The following is a 17,810-nucleotide window of genomic DNA, read 5'->3' as shown; positions in this document are numbered from 1 at the left end:
CCCCGGGTTCCAGCGTGGTCCGGGGCACACACTGTGCAGGAGGGCATCCCTTGAATGAGGCAGCGATGGTTTCCACTGGATCGATGTTTTCGTCTGCAACCAGGCCGTGAGCCACTTCGCCGTCATCGCGCCGCCCTTCCTCAGCCACGTGCGCACGCTGGAGGCGCTGCTGGGCGAGCTGCTGCGCCGGGGCCACCGCGTCACGTGGCTGGCGCGGCCGGAAGTGCGCGCGCTGATCCGCGACTCGCGCATCGGCTTCGCGCCGGTGGGCGCCGTCACCGACTGGAGCCGCCCACTGTCCGAGGTGGCGGCGCGCGCGGCGCGCCCGGGCAGCCCGTGGGGCCTGCGCCACGTCATCGAGGACATGGCCGAGGCCACCACGCGGCTGTGCGCGGCGGGCCGGCAAGCCTTGCGGCAAGCCGGCGCCGACGTCGTCATCGCCGACCAGATGGAAGCCGCCGGCGGCCTGCTGGCCGAGGCGCTGCGGCTGCCCTGCGTGTCGGTGGCCTGCGCGCTGCCGGTGAACCGCGAGCCGCTGGTGCCGCTGCCGGTGATGCCCTGGGCCTACGAGGACAGCGAGCGCGCGCTGCAGCGCAACCTGGCCAGCGCCCGCATCCATGACTGGTTCATGGCGCCGCACGCGCGCGCCGTGCAGGCTGCGGCGCTGGGGCTGGGGCTGCCGCCGCGCCAGGGACTGTGGGAATGCCTGTCGCCGCAGCTGCAGATCAGCCAGACCACGCCCGGCTTCGACTTCCCGCGCACGCAGTTGCCGGCGCATTTCCATGCCGTCGGCCCGCTGCGCGCGCCGCCCGCGGCCGAGCCGCCGCTGGCGCTGCCGGTGCGCGACGGCAAGGCGTTCGTGTTCGCCTCGCTGGGCACGATGCAGGGCAATCGCCTGGCGCTGTTCCGGCGCATCGCCGCAGCCTGTCGCGCGCTGGACGCGCAACTGCTGCTGGCGCACTGCGGCGGCCTGGACGCGGCGCAGGTCGAGGCCGTGGCACGCGCCGGCGCGACCTGGGTCACCGACTTCGCGCCGCAGCGCGCCGCCCTGAAGCGCGCCGACGCGGTGGTCTCGCACGGCGGGCTCAACACCGTGCTGGACGCGCTGGTGGCCGGCACGCCGATGCTGGCGCTGCCCATCGCCTTCGACCATCCCGGCTCGGCGGCGCGGCTGGTGCGCGCCGGCGCGGGGCTGAGCCTGTCGCCGCGGCTGGCCACGGCCGGCGCGATCCGGCGCCGGCTGCGGCGGCTGCTGAGCGACGGCAGCTTCCGCCGTCACGCCGCGCGCGCGGGCGCCGAGGTGGCCGCGGCCGGCGGCGCACCGCGCGCGGCGGACCTGATCGAAGGCACGTTCAATTTGCGCGCCGCGGCGCCGGAGGCACGCCTTGCCGGCTGACCACGCCTCTTCCGCACCGCTGGACGCGGACCTGATCCTCGTCGGCGGCGGCCTGGCCAACGGGCTGATCGCTTGGCGCCTGGCCCTGCAGCGCCCGGACGTGCGGCTGCTGCTGCTCGAAGCCGGGCCGACGCTGGGCGGCAACCACACCTGGTCCTTCCACGCCACCGACCTGACGGCGGCGCAGCAGGCCTGGATCGCGCCGCTGGTGGCGCACCGCTGGGCCGGGCATGAGGTGGTGTTCCCGCAGCGGCGCCGGCACCTGGGCGGCGGCTATGCCAGCGTCACCTCGGAGCGCTTTCACGCCCGGATCGCCGCGCTGCTCGGCGAGCGGGCGCGCCGCGGCGTGGCGGTGGCCGCGCTCGGGCCCACGCAGGTGACCCTGGCTGACGGCACGGTGCTGCGCGCGCGCGCCGTCATCGACGGCCGCGGCGCGCGCCGCAGCCCGCACCTGGTGCTGGGGCACCAGAAGTTCCTGGGCCAGGAGCTGAAGCTGGCCGCGCCGCACGGGCTGGAGGCGCCGGTGCTGATGGACGCCAGCGTGGCGCAGCACGACGGCTACCGCTTCGTCTACCTGCTGCCCTTCACGGCCGACACGGTGCTGGTCGAGGACACCTACTACGCCGACGGCGCCGCGCTCGACGCGCCCGCGCTGCGCCGGCGCATCGCGCAGTACGCGGCCGCGCGCGGCTGGCGCCTGGAGGGCGTGGTGCGCGAGGAGCAGGGCGTGCTGCCGATCGTGCTGTCGGGCGACCCGGAGGCCTTCTGGCGCGAGGCCCGCGGCGTGCCCTGCTCGGGGCTGGCGGCGGGGCTGTTCCATCCCACCACGGGCTACTCGCTGCCCGAGGCGGCGACGGTGGCGGAATTGATCGCGGCGCGGGTTGAACTGTCGGCGCCGGCGCTGTTCGAAAGCCTGCGCGCCCATGCGCTGCAACGTTGGCGGGCGCACGGATTCTTTCGCCTGCTCAACCGCATGCTGTTCCGCTCTGCCCCGCCTCAACTGCGCTGGAAGGTCATGCAACGCTTCTACGGACTGCCCGAACCCCTCATCGCCCGCTTCTACGCCGCGCAGCTCGGCGCCCTGGACAAGCTGCGCATCGTCAGCGGCAAGCCGCCGGTGCCGCTGGGCGCGGCGCTGCGCGCGGCACTGGACCGGCCGTCCTCGCGCGCGGAGGTGCGCCAGTGAATGCCGTGCTGAAAGACACGTCTCCCGGCGCGGCCGAGCGCCGCGCCGTCGTCATCGGTGCGGGCTTCGGCGGGCTGGCGCTGGCCGTGCGGCTGCAGTCCGCCGGCGTGGCCACCACGCTGGTCGAAGCCCGCGACAAGCCCGGCGGCCGTGCCTATGTCTACGAGGACGAAGGTTTCACCTTCGACGCCGGGCCGACCGTCATCACCGACCCGTCGGCGCTCGAAGAGCTGTTCGCGCTCAGCGGCCGGCGAATGAAGGACTACGTCGAGCTGCTGCCCGTGTCGCCGTTCTACCGGCTGTGCTGGGAGGACGGCTCGACCTTCGACTACGACAACGACCAGGCGCGGCTGGACGCGCAGATCCGCGCCCGCTGCCCGGCCGACGTCGAGGGCTACCAGCGCTTCCTGCGCTACTCGCGCGCGGTGTTCGAGGAGGGCTACCTCAAGCTCGGCACGGTGCCGTTCCTGTCCTTCAGGAGCATGGCCGCGGCCGGGCCGCAGCTGGCGAAGTTGCAGGCCTGGCGCAGCGTGTACTCGATGGTGGCGCGCTTCATCCAGGACGAGCAGCTGCGCCAGGCCTTCTCCTTCCACTCGCTGCTGGTGGGCGGCAACCCCTTCGCCACCTCGTCGATCTACGCATTGATCCACGCGCTGGAGCGGCAGTGGGGCGTGTGGTTCCCGCGCGGCGGCACGGGCGCGCTGGTGCGGGCGCTGGTGCGGCTGTTCCAGGACCTGGGCGGCACGCTGCGGCTGAACGCGCCGGTGGAGCGCATCGAGCTGCGCGACGGCCGCGCCTGCGGCGTGACGCTGCGCGGCGGCGAGCGGCTGCCCGCCGACCGCGTCGCCTCCAACGCCGACGTGGTCCACACCTACGAGCGGCTGCTCGGCCACGAGCCGCGCGGCGCGGCGCAGGCGCGCGCGCTCAAGGGCAAGCGCTTCAGCATGTCGCTGTTCGTCATCCACTTCGGGCTCAAGCGCTTCCACCCGGAATTGCGGCACCACATGGTGTGCTTCGGGCAGCGCTACCGGGCGCTGATCGACCAGATCTTCGCCGGGCCCTTGCCGGAAGACTTCTCGCTGTACCTGCACTCGCCCTGCGTCACCGACCCGTCGCTGGCGCCGCCGGGCTGCGGCAGCCACTACGTGCTGGCCCCGGTGCCGCACCTGGGCCACGCGCCGGTGGACTGGAGCGTGGAGGGGCCGCGCCTGCGCGACCGCATCCTGGAGTACCTGGAAGCGCGCTACATCCCGGGGCTGCGCGCCGACCTCGTCACCTGCCGGATGTTCACGCCGGCGGATTTCCGCGACGAGCTGGGCGCGCACCTGGGCTCGGCGTTTTCGCTGGAGCCGGTGCTGACGCAGAGCGCATGGTTCCGGCCGCACAACCGCGACGCCGTCATTCCCAACCTCTACATCGCCGGTGCGGGCACGCACCCCGGTGCCGGGGTGCCGGGCGTGGTGGGGTCGGCCAAGGCCACGGCCCGGCTGATGCTGGAGGACATTTCATGAGCACGATCCGCGATGCCACCGCCGCCGCCATGCGCGCCGCCGCGCTGAAACGCGCCCGCAGCGCCGCTCCGGACGACGCCGCGCGCCACGGCGGGCAGGTCATCCAGGCCGGCTCCAGCAGCTTCGCGGCGGCGGCGAAGCTGTTCGACGAGGCCACGCGGCACAGCACCGTGAAGCTCTACGCCTGGTGCCGGCACTGCGACGACGTGATCGACGGCCAGCAGCTCGGCCACGGCCAGCTCCAGGGCCGGCGCGACGCCGGGCTGCAGCGCCTGGCCGAGCTGGAGGCGCTCACGCAGCGCGCCTGCGACGGGCGGCCTTGCGGCAACGTCGTCTTCGACGGGCTGGCCGAGGTGGTGCAGCGCCACGAGATCCCGGTCTGGCTGCCGCTGGAGCACCTGCGCGGCTTCGCCATGGATGTCGAGGGCGTGCGCTACGAGACGCTGGCCGACACGCTGCTCTACTGCTACCGCGTGGCCGGCGTGGTGGGGCTGATGATGGCGCGCGTCATGGGCGCGCGCGACGCGGCCGTGCTGGACCGCGCCTGCGACCTGGGGCTGGCCTTCCAGCTCACCAACATCGCGCGCGACATCGTCGAGGACGCGGCCATCGGCCGCATCTACGTGCCGCTGCAGTGGCTGCGCACCGAGGGCATCGAGCCCGAGGCCGTGGCCGAGCCGCGGCACCGCGCCGCGCTGGCGCGGGTGGCGGCGCGGCTGGTGGCCTCGGCCGACCCTTACTACGCCTCGGCGCGCCAGGGCCTGGCGGCGCTGCCGGTGCGCTCGGCCTGGTCGGTGGCCACGGCCCGGGGCGTGTACCGCGAGATCGGGCGCAAGGTGTACCGCCGCGGCGAGCACGCCTGGGATGCGCGCGCACGCACCAGCGGCGCCGAGAAGGCCTGGCACGTGGCGCGCGGCATGGCGCTGGCGCTGGCCGCGCGCGCGCTGCCCGAAGCGCCGCGCGCGCCGGGACTGTGGCAGCGGCCGGATCGGGGGTGAGGGTTTTGATCGCCTCGCGCGCCGGGAGACCCTTTCGGGCTGACACGCATCGCTCTTGGTGCTCGAACACCACCCCGTTCGCCCTGACCCTTCGATACCTCAGGACAGGGTGCGCCTGCGGCGCATCGAAGGGTGAAGCCGTCAGGCTGGTACGCGAGCTGAGAGTTTTAAGCCCGTTGACCGGTCGGACTGATGCTTCGATACCTCAGCACAGGGTGCGCTACGCGCATCGAAGGCCGCACCTGACCGGCCCGGATGCCCGCACACGGTGCGGGCCGTTCACCCTTCGATACCCCAGGGCGAACGGGAGAGAAGCCGTTCCGGCGTCTACTTGAGGTCCGCCCCTCCTCCACGCACCTGCCGCAGCGCCTGCAGCTGAGCCCGCAGCCGCTGCGGCGAGGGCGCCCACAGGAAGCCGAAGGAAACCGCCCCCTCGCGGCTGCTCACGGCATGGTGCAGCCGGTGCGCCTGGTACAGCCGCTTGAGGTAGCCGCTGCGCGGCGTGATGCGCAGCGGCCAGCGCTGGTGCACCAGGCCGTCGTGGGCCACGAAATACAGCGCGCCGTAGACCGTCATGCCGATGCCGATCCACTGCAGCGGCGGGTGGCCGTTGAGGCCCAGCCAGATCAGCACCATGGCGGCCGCGGCGGCGAACAGGCCATACAGGTCGTTCTTCTCGAAGGCACCCTGGCGCGGCGCGTGGTGCGAGGCATGCCAGCCCCAGCCGATGCCGTGCATGAAGTACTTGTGCGTGAGCCACGCCAGGGCTTCCATGGCGGCGACGGTGAGCAGGACGATGGCGGCGTTGGTGAGCATCGGCGTGCGGGGGAGGCGAAGATGGAGGGCAGGGCGCTTGCCCGGAAGTCCTCAGATTAGCGCGACAAGGGAGTCGATGCCGTGACCGCTTCGCTGGTGATGAGTTTGCGCGGGGTGCGCAGGAGCTACCGCCTGGGCCGCCACGTGGTGCCGGCGCTGCAGGGCGTGGACTTGGACGTGCGCGCCGGCGAGATGCTGGCGCTGACCGGCCCGTCGGGCAGCGGCAAGAGCACGCTGCTGAATCTTTGCGGGCTCATCGATCGTCCCGATGCCGGCGCCATCGTGCTGCGCGGCGAGCCGGTGCACCGCCTCGACGAGCGCCGCCGCACGCTGTTGCGCCGCGACGCCATCGGCTTCGTGTTCCAGCACTTCAACCTGGTGCCGGTGATGACGGCCCAGGAGAACGTCGAGCTGCCGCTGTTCCTGGCCGGGCTGCCTGACGCCGAGTGCCGCCGCCGCGCGGCCCAGGCACTGGAGCGCGTGGGCCTGCGCACCCAGGCCCGCCAGCGCCCGGACGAGCTCTCGGGCGGGCAGCGCCAGCGCGTGGCCATCGCGCGCGCCCTCGTGAAGCGCCCGGCGCTGGTGGTGGCCGACGAGCCCACGGCCAGCCTCGACTCGCACACCGCCGAGGCCGTGCTGGAGCTGATGCGCGAGCGCTGCCACGGCGAGGGCGTCACTTTCGTCTTCGCCACCCACGACGAGCGCCTGTCCGCGCGCTGCGACCGCATCGTGCACCTGCGCGACGGGCGCATCGAGGACCCGCCGCACGCCGCCGCTTCGAGTGCCGGCCCGGTGGCCGTGGCGCGGAGCCCGGCATGAGGTGGCTGCGCTTCGCCGCACGCAACCTGCTGCGCAACCGGCGGCGCTCGCTGGTGGCGGCCTTCATCGCCGCGCTGGGCACGGCCGCGCTGCTGCTGGCCGGGGGCTTCGCGCTCTACACCTACGCCGCGCTGGAGAACAGCGCCGTGCGCGACAGCGGGCACCTGCTCGTCGGCACGCCGCGGCACTTCGACGCCGACGAGGCCGTGCCGCTGCAGCACGGCCTCGACGATGCCGCCGCGCTGCAGGCGCAGCTGCGTGCCGACCCCGCCGTGCGCCACGTGCTGCCGCGCGTGGAGTTCAGCGGGCTGCTGGGCAATGGCGAAAAGTCGGTGGGCATGACGGCCGTGGGCATCGACGCCGCGGCCGAGCTGCAGGCCAAGGGGCCGTTCCTGAATTTCGTCCAGGGCGGCATGCCCGAAGGCGGCACAGCCGGCTGGGTGCTGGTGGGCAAGGAGCTGGCGCGCACGCTCAAGGCCGAGCCGGGGCGCGAGCTGACCCTGCTGGCCACCGGCACGCGCGGCGCGCTGGAATCGGCGCCGGTCAAGGTGGCCGGCGTGATCAGCACCGGTGTGCCCGACCTGGACCGGCGGCTGCTCTACACCGACCTCGGCACCGCGCAGGCGCTGCTGCGCACGCCGCGCGTGTCGGTGCTGTCGGTGTTCCTGGCCGGCATGGACGACGTGGCACCGGCACAGGCGCGGCTGTCGGAACGATTCCCGGCGCTGATGCTGCGCACCTGGGAAGCGCAGGCCGGCTTCTACGACAGCGTGCGCGCGCTCTACCACCGCATCTTCGGCCTGATGGGCGCAGTGATCGGCGTGATCGTCGTGGTGGTGGTGGCCAACTCGATGGTGTCGGCGGTGATCGAGCGCACGCGCGAGATCGGCACGCTGCGCGCCCTGGGCACGCTGCCCGGGCAGCTGATCGGCGCGCTGGCGCTGGAAGGGCTGATGCTGGGCGCCCTGGGCGCGCTGCTGGGCGCGGCGGCGGCGGTCACGATCTCGACGCTGCTGCGCGTGTTTCCCGTGCAGATGCCGCCGCCGCCCGGGCACAGCGTGGGCTACCCGCTGCAGATCGACCTGGACACGCCGCCCGTGCTGATCACGGTGCTGTCGGTGGCGATCCTCTCCGCGCTGGCCTCGGCCTGGGTGGCGCGGCGCGCGATGCGCCAGCCGATCGTGGAGGCGCTGGCGCACGTGTGAGCCGGCCTGGTTGAGTTGATGGCCGGATCAATGATGGTTATGTCAACTCACTGGCGAGCCCAGCTCCTTGCCACCGGCAGATTCAGCGCTGGCGCACCGCCGGCAGCCGCCACCACGGCACGTGCGGCCACAGGTGGTGCTCGTGGTGGTAGCCGAAGTGGTAGCAGCCCAGCAGCGACGGCAGCCACGGCCAGCGCAGCGAGCGCGTGCGGTGCCGGTCGGCAAAGCTGTCGTCGCCATGGCGGTGCGGCAGCCAGGTGCCCACGGTGAAGAGCTGCAGCGCGGACAGCAGCGCCGGCAGCGCCCAGAACACGATCAGGTTCAAGGCTTGCGCGCCCAGCGCCAGGTACAGGATCAGCACCGCGGTGACGCGGGCGAACTCGGCCAGCCCGAAATGGCGCCGGAAGAAGGCATGCAGCCAGGCGGCGAAGGCGCGCGGCGCCGGGGCGTGGAAGTCCGGGTCGTCGGCGGTGCCCGGCGCCTCGTGGTGCAGCCGGTGCGACGCCGCCAGCCGCGTGAAGCGGAAGCCCGCGTACAGGCCCACGCACAGCTGCCCGATGGCGGCATTGAGCCGCGGCCGGCCCGGTGCCAGCGAGCCGTGGATGGCGTCGTGCGCCACGATGAACAGCCCCGTGGACAGCCAGGCCTGCAGCGCCACCAGCAGCGGTGCGCGCAGCCAGTCGATGCCGCTCCACGCGTGGAAGAACACGCCCCAGACATGCAAGGTCAACCAGCCGCCGACGATGGCCGCCGCCAGCGCCAGGCCACGGCGGCGCTGCTGCGCGGGCGTCACGGGGCTCGTGCCGGGCCGGATCGGGTCTTGGAGTGAAGGCATGGCCGCGCCAGTTTGCGGCATGTCGCGCATCGAATCGGCGCCAAGGGCATGAGCGCATGCCGCGGCCGCTGGCAGACTGGCGACGCCATGGCCCGCATCCTCGTTGCCACCGTCCCGATGACCGGCCACGTGCGGCCGATGGCGGCGCTGGTGCGCGCCCTCGCCGACCGCGGCCACGCCCTCGCCTGGCTGGCCGGGCCCAAGTTCGCGCCGCTGGTCGAGGCCTCGGGCGCGGCCTTCATCGTGCTGGAGGCGCGCCTGGACTGGGACGACGCGGACGTCGAGGCCGCCTTCCCGGTGCTGCGCGGCCGGCGCGGCCTGGCCCGGGTGCGGGCGCAGCTCGACGCGCTCTTCATCGCCCCGGCGCCGCTGCAGTGCCGCGCCCTGGAAGCTGCATCCGCAACGTTCCGGCCCGATGCCGTTCTGGCGGACCAGGCCTTCATGGGTGCGGCGCTGCTGCACGAGAAGGCGGGCCTGCCGTGGGCCGGCCTGGGCGTGAGCGCGCTGGGCATGCCCAGCGTGGACACGGCGCCCTTCGGCTCGGCCCTGCCGCCCGGGCGCGGCGCGCGCAACCGGCTGCTCAACGCGCTGATCCTGCGCGGCCTGTTTGCCGGCACCAACGCCGCGTGGCGCCGTGCCCGCGCAGCCGCGGGCCTGGCGCCGGGCCGGCAGATGTATTTCGAGAGCTTCTCGCCGCAGCTCTACCTGCAGCCCACCGTGCCGGGCTTCGAGTACCCGCGCTGCGACCTGCCGCCGCAGGTGCATTTCATCGGCCCGCTGGTGCTGCGCGAGCCGCCGCGGCCGCAGGCCCTGCCCGACTGGTGGGCTGACGTGGAGGCGGCGCGCCGCGACGGGCGGCCGGTGGTGCTGGTGACGCAGGGCACGCTGGCCACCGACCCGCGCGAGCTGATCGTGCCGGCGCTGCGCGCGCTGGCGCAGGAAGACCTGCTGGTCGTCGCCACCGCGTCGCCCGAAGGCGTGGCCGCGGCGCTGGGCGGCGCCCTGCCGGCCAACGCGCGCCTGGCGCCCTTCATCGCGTATCCCGCGCTGCTGCCGCTGCTGTCGGCGGTGGTGAGCAACGGCGGCTATGGCGGCGTGCAGCAGGCGCTGGCGCAGGGCCTGCCGCTGGTGGTGGCCGGCGGCAGCGAGGAGAAGCCGGAGATCGCCGCGCGCGTGGCCTGGAGCGGCGCGGGGCTGGACCTGCGCAGCGGCCGCCCTGCCCCGAGCCGGCTGCGCGAGGCCGTGCGGCGCGTGCTGCGGGAGCCGGCCTTCACGGCGCGCGCACGCGCGCTGGCGGCCGAGATGGCGGCTTGCGACGCGCCGGCGCTGGGCGCCGCGCTGGTGGAGCGGCTGGCGGCCACCGGCGCGCCGGTGCTGCGGGCCGAGGCGGCCGCGGGCGGCGCGGCGCTTGCTGCGCCCCTGGCGGACATGCCGCGCCGGAGTAGTTCCTGATGTCCCCCGTCATCCACAGCCTGCTCGAAACCGACCTCTACAAGTTCACGATGTGGCAGGCGATGCTGCACCGGCATCCGCAGGCGCAGGCCGAGTACCGCTTCGTGTGCCGCAACCGCGAGGACCTGCGCCTGGGCGAGCTGCTGCCGCAGGTCGAGCGCGAGCTCGACGCGCTGTGCGGCCTGTGCTTCACGAAGGACGAGCTGGCATACCTGCGCGGCCTGCGCTTCATCAGCAGCGACTTCGTCGATTTCCTGCGCATCTTCAAGTTCCAGCGCGAATTCATCCGCGCCTGGTCCGACGGCGGCGAGCTGCACATCGTGGCCGAGGGGCCGCAGGTGCACGTGATGGGCTTCGAGATCTACGTGCTGGCCATTGTCAGCGAGCTGCACCACCGCCGCTTCGAGGCCGCGCCGGCACTGGCCGAGGGGCGGCGCCGGCTGCGCGCCAAGATCGAGCAGCTGCGCGCCTTCGAGAATGAACCGCCGCGCCGCCATCCCTTCAGCCTGTTCGACTTCGGCATCCGCCGCCGCTTCAGCGGCGAGTGGCAGCGCGAGGTGGTGGCCGCGTTCCAGCGCGAGCTGCCGCAGTTCTTCAAGGGCACCTCCAACGTGCAGCTGGCCAGGGAGCTGAACCTGGTGCCGATCGGCACCATGGCGCACGAGTACCTGCAGATGTACCAGGCGCTGGGCGTGCGGCTGCGCGACCACCAGAAGGCGGCGCTGGAGGACTGGGTGCAGGAATACCGCGGCGACCTGGGCACGGCGCTGACCGACGTGGTGGGCATGCGCGCCTTCCTGCGCGACTTCGACCTCTACTTCGCCAAGCTCTTCGACGGCCTGCGCCACGATTCGGGCGACCCGGTCTGGTGGGGCGAGCTGGCGCTGGAGCACTACCGCAAGCTGCGCATCGACGCCCACACCAAGCGCCTGGTGTTCTCCGACGGGCTCGATCCGGACAAGGCGCTGGCCCTCTACCGCCACTTCGCCGACCGGGTGCAGTGCGGCTTCGGCATCGGCACCAACCTCACCAACGACCTGGGCCTGCCGCCGCTCAACATCGTCATGAAGCTGGTGCGCTGCAACGGGCAGCCGGTGGCCAAGCTGTCGGACTCGCCGGGCAAGACGATCTGCGACGACGCCACGTTCCTGGCCTACCTGCGCAGCGTCTTCGACGTGCCGGCCTGAGCCGCACCCCCGGGACCTACTTGCCGCCGCGCACGCGCGCCAGCTCGGCGGCGAGCTCGCCCATCAGCGGCTCGCCGACGTCGCGCGCGTACTTGTCCACCACCGGCTTGATCTTCTCGCGCACGCGCGCCACCTCGGCCGGCGGCAGCTCGCTCACCTTCATGCTCTTCTTCAGCGTCTCCAGGGCCTTGTCGTCCTCGGCACGCGCCACCTGGCGCTGGTAGGCCTGCGACTCGGTGGCGGCCTGCTGGATGATCTGCTGCTCGTCCCTGGACAGCTTGTCCCAGCTCTTCCTGCCGATCAGCAGCGACAGCGGGCTGTAGATGTGGCGCGTGAGCGCCAGGTGCGGCTGGACCTCGTAGAACTTGGAGAGCTGGATGCTGATGAGCGGGTTCTCCTGCCCGTCCACCGCCCGCTGCTCCAGCGCCGAATAGACCTCGGGGAACGGCATCGGCACGGCGTTGGCGCCCAGGGTGTTGAAGAGATCGATGTAGATCGGCGACTGCACCACGCGGATCTTGAGGCCCTTGAAGTCGTCGAGCCGCGCCACCGGGTGGCGGCTGTTGGTCAGGTTGCGAAAGCCCAGCTCCCAGTAGCCCAGCGGCACCAGGCCCTTGTCCAGCAGCTTGTCGCCGAGCTTCTTTCCGATGGGGCCGTCCACCACCGCGTCGGCCTCGCGGCCGCTGCCGAACATGAACGGCAGGTCGAAGAGCACGAACTCCCTGGCCTGGCCCGACAGCAGCCCCGAGCTCAGCGCCGTCATGTCGATCACGCCGCCCTGCAGCGCCGACACCACTTGCAGGTCACCCCCCAGCGTGCCGTTGGGAAACAGCTTCACGTTGATCTTGCCGTCGCTTTTCCGCGCCACCAGGTCGGCGAACCTCTGCGCGCCCACGCCGATCGGGTGGTCCTTGTTGCTCTGGAACGCGAAGCGCAGCGTGCGCTCCTTGACGTCCGCCGCGTGCCCGGCCGCCGCGGCGGCCAGCGCCAGCGCGGCGACGCAGGCCTGCGCCCAGACGGTCATCGAAGGCTTCTTCTTCATGTGCAGTCTCCTTGCTTGAATGGATGGGGATGGGGCTGAGGGGGGGCGCGGCGCACGGCTTCAGGCCGCAGTGGTTGCTTGCGCAATCCTGTCGCGCATCGCCTGCGTGCCCGCGGCGATGCGGTCCAGCACCTCGTCCAGCGCCCAGTGGCGCTCCCGGATGTCGTAGCTGACGGCGCGGCTGTGGATTGACTTGAACGTGCCCAGCCGCTGGTGGTAGAGCTTGGCCAGCGCCGGGTAGCCCAGCGACTCGCTCACGGCCGACAGCACGCAGAAGGTGTTCACTTCCTCGGCCAGCGCCGGGTGCCGCGCGCCCGACGTGCGCAGCCACTGGTACAGGTCGGGGTGGAAGTTGGTGAACACGCCGGTGAAGCCGCGCGAGCCCGCCTTCATCGCGTCGAAGGCAATGGCGGCGTTGGCGTTGACCACCGCCAGCGGCGAGCCCGCCGCCAGCGCCACGCGGCGCTCGACGGTGGCGAGGTCGCAGGAGACGTCCTTGAGCAGCACGAAGCGGCCGGAGTCCACGCAGGCCGACAGCTCCGCATCCGACAGCAGCCGCCGGTACGGCGCCGGGCACTCGTACAGGCCCAGCGGCACGTCCGCGGGCAGCCGCTTCAGCAGCAGCTCCAGGTTGCCCAGGAAGGCCTCGCTGCCGCGCCGGTGCGGGTCCAGGTGGTTCGTGACCAGCACCACGGCGTCGGCGCCGCTGTCCACCGCGGCGGTGAGCTCCTGGACCTGGCCGTGCAGGTCGTCGCTGACGTGACCCGACACCACCACCGGCACCCGCCCGGCGACGCGCTCGACCACGAAGCGGCCCAGCGCCGCGCGCTCCTCCAGGCTCAGGAACTGCATCTCGCTGGACTGCGCCACGGCGAACAGCGCATCGGCGCCATGCGCGAGATACCACTCGATGAGCCGCTCCAGCCCGCCGTAGTCGATGCGGTTGTCGTCATCGAAAGGCGTGAGCATGACGGGAATGATTCCCTCGATGGGGCGGGACATGGCTGTTTCCTTGGCAGATGAAGACGCGCGCACGCAACGGGTGCGCCGCGTCGTTGAAGGGCGGCACCGCAACCGGCCCGGGGCCGGTGCGGCGCAGGCGATGAAAGGGGTCAGGCCGCGGGCGTCGGCTCCAGCAGCGCGCGGGTGCGCGCCAGCGTCGGCATGGCGCCGATGGCGCCGCGGCCGGTGACGGACAGCGCGGCGGCCGCGTTGGCCCAGCGCAATGCCTGCGGCAGCGGCTCGCCGCGCGCCAGCGCCGCAGCCAGGCTGCCGGTGAAGGTGTCGCCGGCGCCCACGGTGTCGGCCACGGCCGGCATGCGCCAGCCGGCCACGGCGTGGCTGGCGCCGCCGTCATCCAGCCACAGCCGGCAGCCCTCGGCGCCCAGCGTCGCGACCACCGCGCCGACGCCGCGGCGCAGCAGCGCCTGCGCGCCCTGCTCCAGCGTGGCCCTGTCCAGGCCAGCCAGCGCCAGCAGCTCGGTCTCGTTGGGCGTGAGCACGTCGGTCAGCGCCAGCAGCGCGTCGGGCAGCGGCCGCGCCGGCGCGGGATTGAGCAGCGTGCGCACGCCATGGGCGCGCGCGATGCGAAAGGCCGCCAGCGTCGCATCGAGCGACACCTCGCACGAGGCCATCACGACCCGCGCCGCGGCGATGGTGGCCGCCGCCGCCTCAACCTGCCGCGCGCCCAGCCCGCTGCCGGCACCCGGCGCCACGGCGATGCTGTTGTCCCCGTCCGGATAGACCAGGATCTGCGCCACGCCACTGCGCTCGCCTGGCGCGACCTCGACGTGGCGCGCGTCGATGCCCTCGGCGACCCAGAGCTGCAGACCGTTGCGGCCGAAATCGTCGTCGCCGATGCGCGCCACCAGCGCCACGCGCGCACCCTGGCGCGCGCAGGCGATGGCGGCATTGGAGCCCTTGCCGCCGGGCGTGATGTCGAAGGCGTCGGCCAGCAGCGTCTCTCCGCGCGCCGGCGGGCGCGGCACGCGGCTGACGAGGTCGGTGTTCCAGCTGGCAATGCAGACCACGTCCGCGGTGATGGGCTCGTGCGCCATGTCGATCAGGCTCCGGGAGGAAAAGCTCGGGGAAGGCGGCGTCGTGCGCGGGTCACGGCCGCGCGGGCGCGCCAGGATCCAGCCGCTGCGGATGGTCTTCGAGCCGGAACGGGACTTCGGGCCGCGGCAGGCCCAGCACGCGGTGCTGCGCGCTGGTGATGTGCAGCTCGATGCGCTCGACCACGGCCCGCGTGTCGCGCGCCTTGAGCGCCTGCAGGAACCACAGGTGCTCGCGCAGCGCCGCCAGCAGGATGTCGGCATCGAGCGTGGCGCCCTCCAGCCGGATCAGCCGCACGCGCAGGCTGTTGATGCGGTAGGCATCCGACACCAGCTCGTTGTCCAGCGCATCGATCATGAGGTCGTGCAGGCCCCAGTCCACGGCCGTGGCATCGGTGAGCAGCTGCTCGTCGATGCCGTCGCGCAGGGCGCGCCGCACCAGCGCCCAGTGCGCCTCCTCGATGGCGTCCAGGTCGGCGTCGGTCGCCGTGGCGCAGAACTGCTCGGCGGCGTGGCGCTCCAGCACCCGGCGCAGCCCGAAGGCGTTCTTGACCAGCCGCATGTCCACGTGCGCGATCTGCAGCCCGCGCTGCGGCACGGTGCGCAGCAGCCCTTCCGCTTCCAGCCGCGGGATGAGCTCGCGCACCGCGCCCAGCGGCATGTCGAGCAGCTGCATGAGTTCGCGCTGCGTCACGAACTGCCCGGGCCGGATGTTGGCCTGCAGGATCTGCTGCCTGAAGTTCTCGTAGGCCTGCACCCGCAGGCTGGGCGCGGCGCCGGCGGCGCGGGGGCTGGGCAAGGACATGACGGACCGGGTTCGTGGCGGCACAACGACTGGTTGATGGCTGACATGTTAGCCGAATGCCAGTGACGTGGCGCTGGGGCAAACCCGCGCGCCGCGGCAGGCACGGCGCGAGCCCGGGCGCCCGGCCCTTCGTGCCGGAGAGGCGGGGTGCGGTGGCGGGCGTGTCGAACCTGCCGGTCTACGCCGTCACGCGCGGGCAGACGCTGGAAGCGTTCCAGGCCGCGCGCAACGCGCCCGGCGCGATGTATCCGGTGACGGGCAAGGACCCGGCCGTTACGTGGGACGGCGGCCAGCCGGCACGCTGGCGCGGCCGGCCGCCATGATCGTGCCCGGCCGTTGTTACGGCAGGATGGGCGTCGCCACCGCGCGCTGCACGATCAGGTCGGCGTCGCGCTGCAGCAGCAGCCGCTGCGACACCAGCTCCGCCGCGGCGGCGCGCACGGCGGCCTCGTAGCCGGCCTGCGTGCCATAGAGTTCCTCCAGCGAGGGCCGCGCGTCGCCCGCGGCCAGCCGCGCCGCCGTGGTCTTGTGGAAGGGAATGAAGCTGCCGGTGAGGTTGGACAGGTCCGTGATGCCCGGCGTGGCCACGTAGTTGAACTCGATGCTCGTGCCCAGCGGCACGCGCGCCTCCACGCTGCGCAGGCCCGCCAGCGTCAGGCCCGTCGATGGGCTGACCTGCGGCACCAGGATGGCGTAGTCGCGGTTCAGGTAGGCCGGCGGCAGCAGCGTGGCGATGCCCGACTCGTCCTGCGGCCGGTACTGCGGCCCGAAGTCCAGCAGCGGGAAGCCGTTGTGGCGCGCCAGGTACGTGAAGTCGGGGATCGGCGTGGCCGTGCCGTTGACGGGCCAGGTCAGGCCCTTCATCGCCGGGAAGGCGACCGCCTCCGGGCGCACCAGCGTGCCGTCGGCGATCTTCGGCACCTGGCTCGCCGGCGGTTCGACGCCGCGCACCACCCAGTCCTCCAGCGCCACGAACAGCGCGCGGAAGGTGTCGTTGAAGTGCACCACCGTGCCGGACGGGTAGACGTTGCGCGTGGGCGCGAAGGCGATGCTGGCCGTGCCGCCGGCGCCGCCGTGCTGCGTGCTGCCGTAGTAGTAGATGCGCGCGTTGGCCGGCTGCTGCAGGTCGCGCAGGCCGTACGCGTCGGTGAGCACCGGCGAGCCCTGCAGCTGCCAGAACTCGGTGCCCGACAGGCCCAGGAAGAACTTCGGGCAGGTGGCCGTGGCCTCGCAGCGCGCCATCACGCCGCCCTTGCGGCCGCTGACCTCGTCCACGTAGTCCTTGTCCAGCCCGCGCGGCGCGGTCTGGCCGAAGGCGGTGTGGTCGGTGCGCAGGCCGCCGCCACCGCCCGGCACCGCGAAGCGCGTGTTGATGTTGGTCTGGCGCGCGGCCACGTGCGCATACAGGCCGTCGAACACCTTCGAGCCGTCCAGCGCCTGGTTGAAGCCCAGGTGCAGGAAGGTCTTCATGGCGTTGCCCGACTGCGAGGTGCCCTGGCCGATGGTGTTGACGATCTTCCCGGCCACCGGGTTGGCCTTGCCGTCGGCGTCAGCCGCCGCGTGGCGGAAGAAGCTCACCGTGTCGCGCAGCGCGGCCAGGCCCACGCCCATGACCTTCGGGTCCTTGGCGACGTAGACCACCTCGTAGAGGTACTTCGGGTCGAAGCCGCCCTTGAGGCAGATGCTGGCGGGATCGGGCGTGCCGGGGAACGGTGTGGCGGCGTCGCACTTGGCGAACTTCCAGTCGCCGGCCGGGATGAGCTGGCGCGCATCGGTCTCGTTGGCGCGGCGCGTGAGCGAGAAGCCGGGCTGGGTGTTGTCGAGCGTGGCGGGCTCGTAGGGAATCATGCTGCCGTTGAACACGCCGCCGGGCAGCGCCATCGCCGGCGTGGGTGCGGAACCGCCGGGCACGAGCTCGGCGCGGTACGGGCCGGTGATGCTGGTGCCGTCCTTGTTCCTGGCCACCGGCACGGTGGCGGTCAGCCGCGCGGCGCTGCTCTTGGGCACGTCGCCCTGCCACGCGGCGTAGAGCACCACGTAGCCGCGCTCCAGGTACACCGCGTCGCTGGGCGTCGCGGTGGGGTTGATCATGGTGAGGATGTTGCCGCGGTTGGGCGCGTCGTAGCGCAGCACGCCGCTGGCCTTGCTCATGTCCTTGGGCTTGAGCATCACGAACTCGGTCTGGTACTCGACCAGGCCGCGCGCATTGACCGGGGCGAGCTCCAGGTCCTGGATCACGGCGTTCTTCGGGTCCTTCGGGTCCACCTCACCGCTGATCACGCCGGTGAGCTTTTCATAGGCGCCGACGCTGCCGTAGGTGCCGGGAAAGTCCTCGGTGGCCGTGACGGACAGGCGCAGCTGCGGCGCGACCGGCGTCGAAGGGGTGGACGCTGCCGGCGCGTCGCCGTCGCCGCCGCAACCGGCGAGCAGCGCGGCGCCGGCGCACAGCGCCAGCAGGCTTTTCTGGAACTGCATGGTGTCTCCTCTGTGATGAATCGGCTGGG

General features: G+C 72.8%; 16 protein-coding genes. 9 read left to right on the top strand and 7 right to left on the bottom strand.

Features of this window, described 5'->3' with window-relative positions; genetic code table 11:
• Positions 1-106 precede the first annotated feature (106 nt).
• The 4 genes from FJ694_RS11725 to FJ694_RS11710 are packed head-to-tail and all read left to right on the top strand — an operon-like array spanning position 107 to position 5,091.
• Complete coding sequence (locus FJ694_RS11725; protein ID WP_157267358.1) at positions 107-1,396, top strand: glycosyltransferase; 1,290 nt, start codon at positions 107-109, stop codon at positions 1,394-1,396.
• Positions 1,386-2,582: a lycopene beta-cyclase CrtY gene (gene crtY, locus FJ694_RS11720; protein WP_198320802.1), complete on the top strand. Its 1,197-nt coding sequence runs from the start codon at positions 1,386-1,388 to the stop codon at positions 2,580-2,582. Before FJ694_RS11725 ends, crtY begins: the two co-directional genes overlap by 11 nt.
• Positions 2,579-4,093 (top strand): phytoene desaturase, encoded by a 1,515-nt coding sequence (locus tag FJ694_RS11715; RefSeq protein WP_232539996.1) that lies wholly within the window; start codon positions 2,579-2,581, stop codon positions 4,091-4,093. The genes crtY and FJ694_RS11715 overlap by 4 nt, the downstream gene beginning before the upstream one ends.
• Positions 4,090-5,091, top strand: a complete 1,002-nt coding sequence (locus FJ694_RS11710) for a phytoene/squalene synthase family protein (RefSeq protein ID WP_232539995.1) — start codon at positions 4,090-4,092, stop codon at positions 5,089-5,091. The genes FJ694_RS11715 and FJ694_RS11710 overlap by 4 nt, the downstream gene beginning before the upstream one ends.
• Positions 5,092-5,418: 327 nt before the next feature.
• Here FJ694_RS11710 and FJ694_RS11705 read toward each other — a convergent pair whose 3' ends face one another.
• Positions 5,419-5,907 (bottom strand): sterol desaturase family protein, encoded by a 489-nt coding sequence (locus FJ694_RS11705; RefSeq protein ID WP_157267356.1) that lies wholly within the window; start codon positions 5,905-5,907, stop codon positions 5,419-5,421.
• Positions 5,908-5,988: 81 nt separating this feature from the next.
• Between FJ694_RS11705 and FJ694_RS11700 the strand changes: the two genes are divergently transcribed.
• Both FJ694_RS11700 and FJ694_RS11695 read left to right on the top strand, forming a co-directional pair.
• Positions 5,989-6,726, top strand: a complete 738-nt coding sequence (locus tag FJ694_RS11700; protein WP_232539994.1) for an ABC transporter ATP-binding protein — start codon at positions 5,989-5,991, stop codon at positions 6,724-6,726.
• Entirely contained in the window at positions 6,723-7,931 is a 1,209-nt protein-coding gene (locus FJ694_RS11695; protein WP_157267354.1) for an ABC transporter permease, read from the top strand. Before FJ694_RS11700 ends, FJ694_RS11695 begins: the two co-directional genes overlap by 4 nt.
• Before the next feature lie 82 nt (positions 7,932-8,013).
• On the opposite strand, the gene FJ694_RS11690 is transcribed toward FJ694_RS11695, so the two are convergent.
• Positions 8,014-8,766, bottom strand: a complete 753-nt coding sequence (locus tag FJ694_RS11690) for a fatty acid desaturase (protein WP_157267352.1) — start codon at positions 8,764-8,766, stop codon at positions 8,014-8,016.
• A gap of 87 nt (positions 8,767-8,853) precedes the next feature.
• Between FJ694_RS11690 and FJ694_RS11685 the strand changes: the two genes are divergently transcribed.
• Both FJ694_RS11685 and pncB read left to right on the top strand, forming a co-directional pair.
• On the top strand, positions 8,854-10,218 hold the full coding sequence (locus FJ694_RS11685) for a glycosyltransferase (RefSeq protein ID WP_157267350.1): 1,365 nt from the start codon (positions 8,854-8,856) through the stop codon (positions 10,216-10,218).
• Positions 10,218-11,405 carry a nicotinate phosphoribosyltransferase gene (gene pncB, locus FJ694_RS11680; protein ID WP_157267348.1) on the top strand — a complete coding sequence of 396 codons (1,188 nt, stop codon included), beginning with the start codon at positions 10,218-10,220 and terminating at the stop codon, positions 11,403-11,405. The genes FJ694_RS11685 and pncB overlap by 1 nt, the downstream gene beginning before the upstream one ends.
• A gap of 16 nt (positions 11,406-11,421) precedes the next feature.
• Here the strand turns inward: pncB and FJ694_RS11675 are convergent, their stop codons facing one another.
• The 4 genes from FJ694_RS11675 to FJ694_RS11660 all read right to left on the bottom strand — a co-directional run bounded on the left by FJ694_RS11675 (position 11,422) and on the right by FJ694_RS11660 (position 15,306).
• Positions 11,422-12,447, bottom strand: a complete 1,026-nt coding sequence (locus FJ694_RS11675; protein WP_232539993.1) for a TRAP transporter substrate-binding protein — start codon at positions 12,445-12,447, stop codon at positions 11,422-11,424.
• 60 nt (positions 12,448-12,507) lie between these two features.
• Complete coding sequence (locus tag FJ694_RS11670; RefSeq protein ID WP_157267346.1) at positions 12,508-13,449, bottom strand: Dap2 family DHDPS-related protein; 942 nt, start codon at positions 13,447-13,449, stop codon at positions 12,508-12,510.
• A 110-nt stretch (positions 13,450-13,559) separates the two neighbouring features.
• A complete protein-coding gene (locus FJ694_RS11665; protein ID WP_157267344.1) occupies positions 13,560-14,504 on the bottom strand; it encodes a ribokinase in 945 nt (314 codons plus the stop codon).
• 52 nt (positions 14,505-14,556) lie between these two features.
• Complete coding sequence (locus tag FJ694_RS11660; RefSeq protein WP_157267342.1) at positions 14,557-15,306, bottom strand: GntR family transcriptional regulator; 750 nt, start codon at positions 15,304-15,306, stop codon at positions 14,557-14,559.
• Between the two features lie 161 nt (positions 15,307-15,467).
• On the opposite strand from FJ694_RS11660, the gene FJ694_RS11655 reads away from it, so the two are divergent.
• A complete protein-coding gene (locus tag FJ694_RS11655) occupies positions 15,468-15,629 on the top strand; it encodes a hypothetical protein (RefSeq protein WP_198320801.1) in 162 nt (53 codons plus the stop codon).
• A gap of 16 nt (positions 15,630-15,645) precedes the next feature.
• Here the strand turns inward: FJ694_RS11655 and FJ694_RS11650 are convergent, their stop codons facing one another.
• A complete protein-coding gene (locus tag FJ694_RS11650; protein WP_157267340.1) occupies positions 15,646-17,781 on the bottom strand; it encodes an alpha/beta hydrolase domain-containing protein in 2,136 nt (711 codons plus the stop codon).
• Between the last annotated feature and the right edge of the window lie 29 nt (positions 17,782-17,810).

The organism is Azohydromonas aeria (genome assembly GCF_009760915.1).
GTDB classification, from domain to species: domain Bacteria; phylum Pseudomonadota; class Gammaproteobacteria; order Burkholderiales; family Burkholderiaceae_C; genus Azohydromonas; species Azohydromonas aeria.
Note: the sequence above shows the minus strand (reverse complement) of the source record. Positions and strands in the feature narration are given on the sequence as shown.

Excerpts from the sequence above, each read along its gene's own strand:
- FJ694_RS11710 (WP_232539995.1), top strand. The coding sequence starts at position 4,090 with ATGAGCACGATCCGCGATGCCACCGCCGCCGCCATGCGCGCCGCCGCG.
- FJ694_RS11705 (WP_157267356.1), bottom strand. The coding sequence starts at position 5,907 with ATGCTCACCAACGCCGCCATCGTCCTGCTCACCGTCGCCGCCATGGAA.
- FJ694_RS11695 (WP_157267354.1), top strand. The coding sequence starts at position 6,723 with ATGAGGTGGCTGCGCTTCGCCGCACGCAACCTGCTGCGCAACCGGCGG.
- FJ694_RS11690 (WP_157267352.1), bottom strand. The coding sequence starts at position 8,766 with ATGCCTTCACTCCAAGACCCGATCCGGCCCGGCACGAGCCCCGTGACG.
- FJ694_RS11685 (WP_157267350.1), top strand. The coding sequence starts at position 8,854 with ATGGCCCGCATCCTCGTTGCCACCGTCCCGATGACCGGCCACGTGCGG.
- pncB (WP_157267348.1), top strand. The coding sequence starts at position 10,218 with ATGTCCCCCGTCATCCACAGCCTGCTCGAAACCGACCTCTACAAGTTC.
- FJ694_RS11675 (WP_232539993.1), bottom strand. The coding sequence starts at position 12,447 with ATGAAGAAGAAGCCTTCGATGACCGTCTGGGCGCAGGCCTGCGTCGCC.
- FJ694_RS11670 (WP_157267346.1), bottom strand. The coding sequence starts at position 13,449 with ATGTCCCGCCCCATCGAGGGAATCATTCCCGTCATGCTCACGCCTTTC.
- FJ694_RS11665 (WP_157267344.1), bottom strand. The coding sequence starts at position 14,504 with ATGGCGCACGAGCCCATCACCGCGGACGTGGTCTGCATTGCCAGCTGG.
- FJ694_RS11660 (WP_157267342.1), bottom strand. The coding sequence starts at position 15,306 with ATGTCCTTGCCCAGCCCCCGCGCCGCCGGCGCCGCGCCCAGCCTGCGG.
- FJ694_RS11650 (WP_157267340.1), bottom strand. The coding sequence starts at position 17,781 with ATGCAGTTCCAGAAAAGCCTGCTGGCGCTGTGCGCCGGCGCCGCGCTG.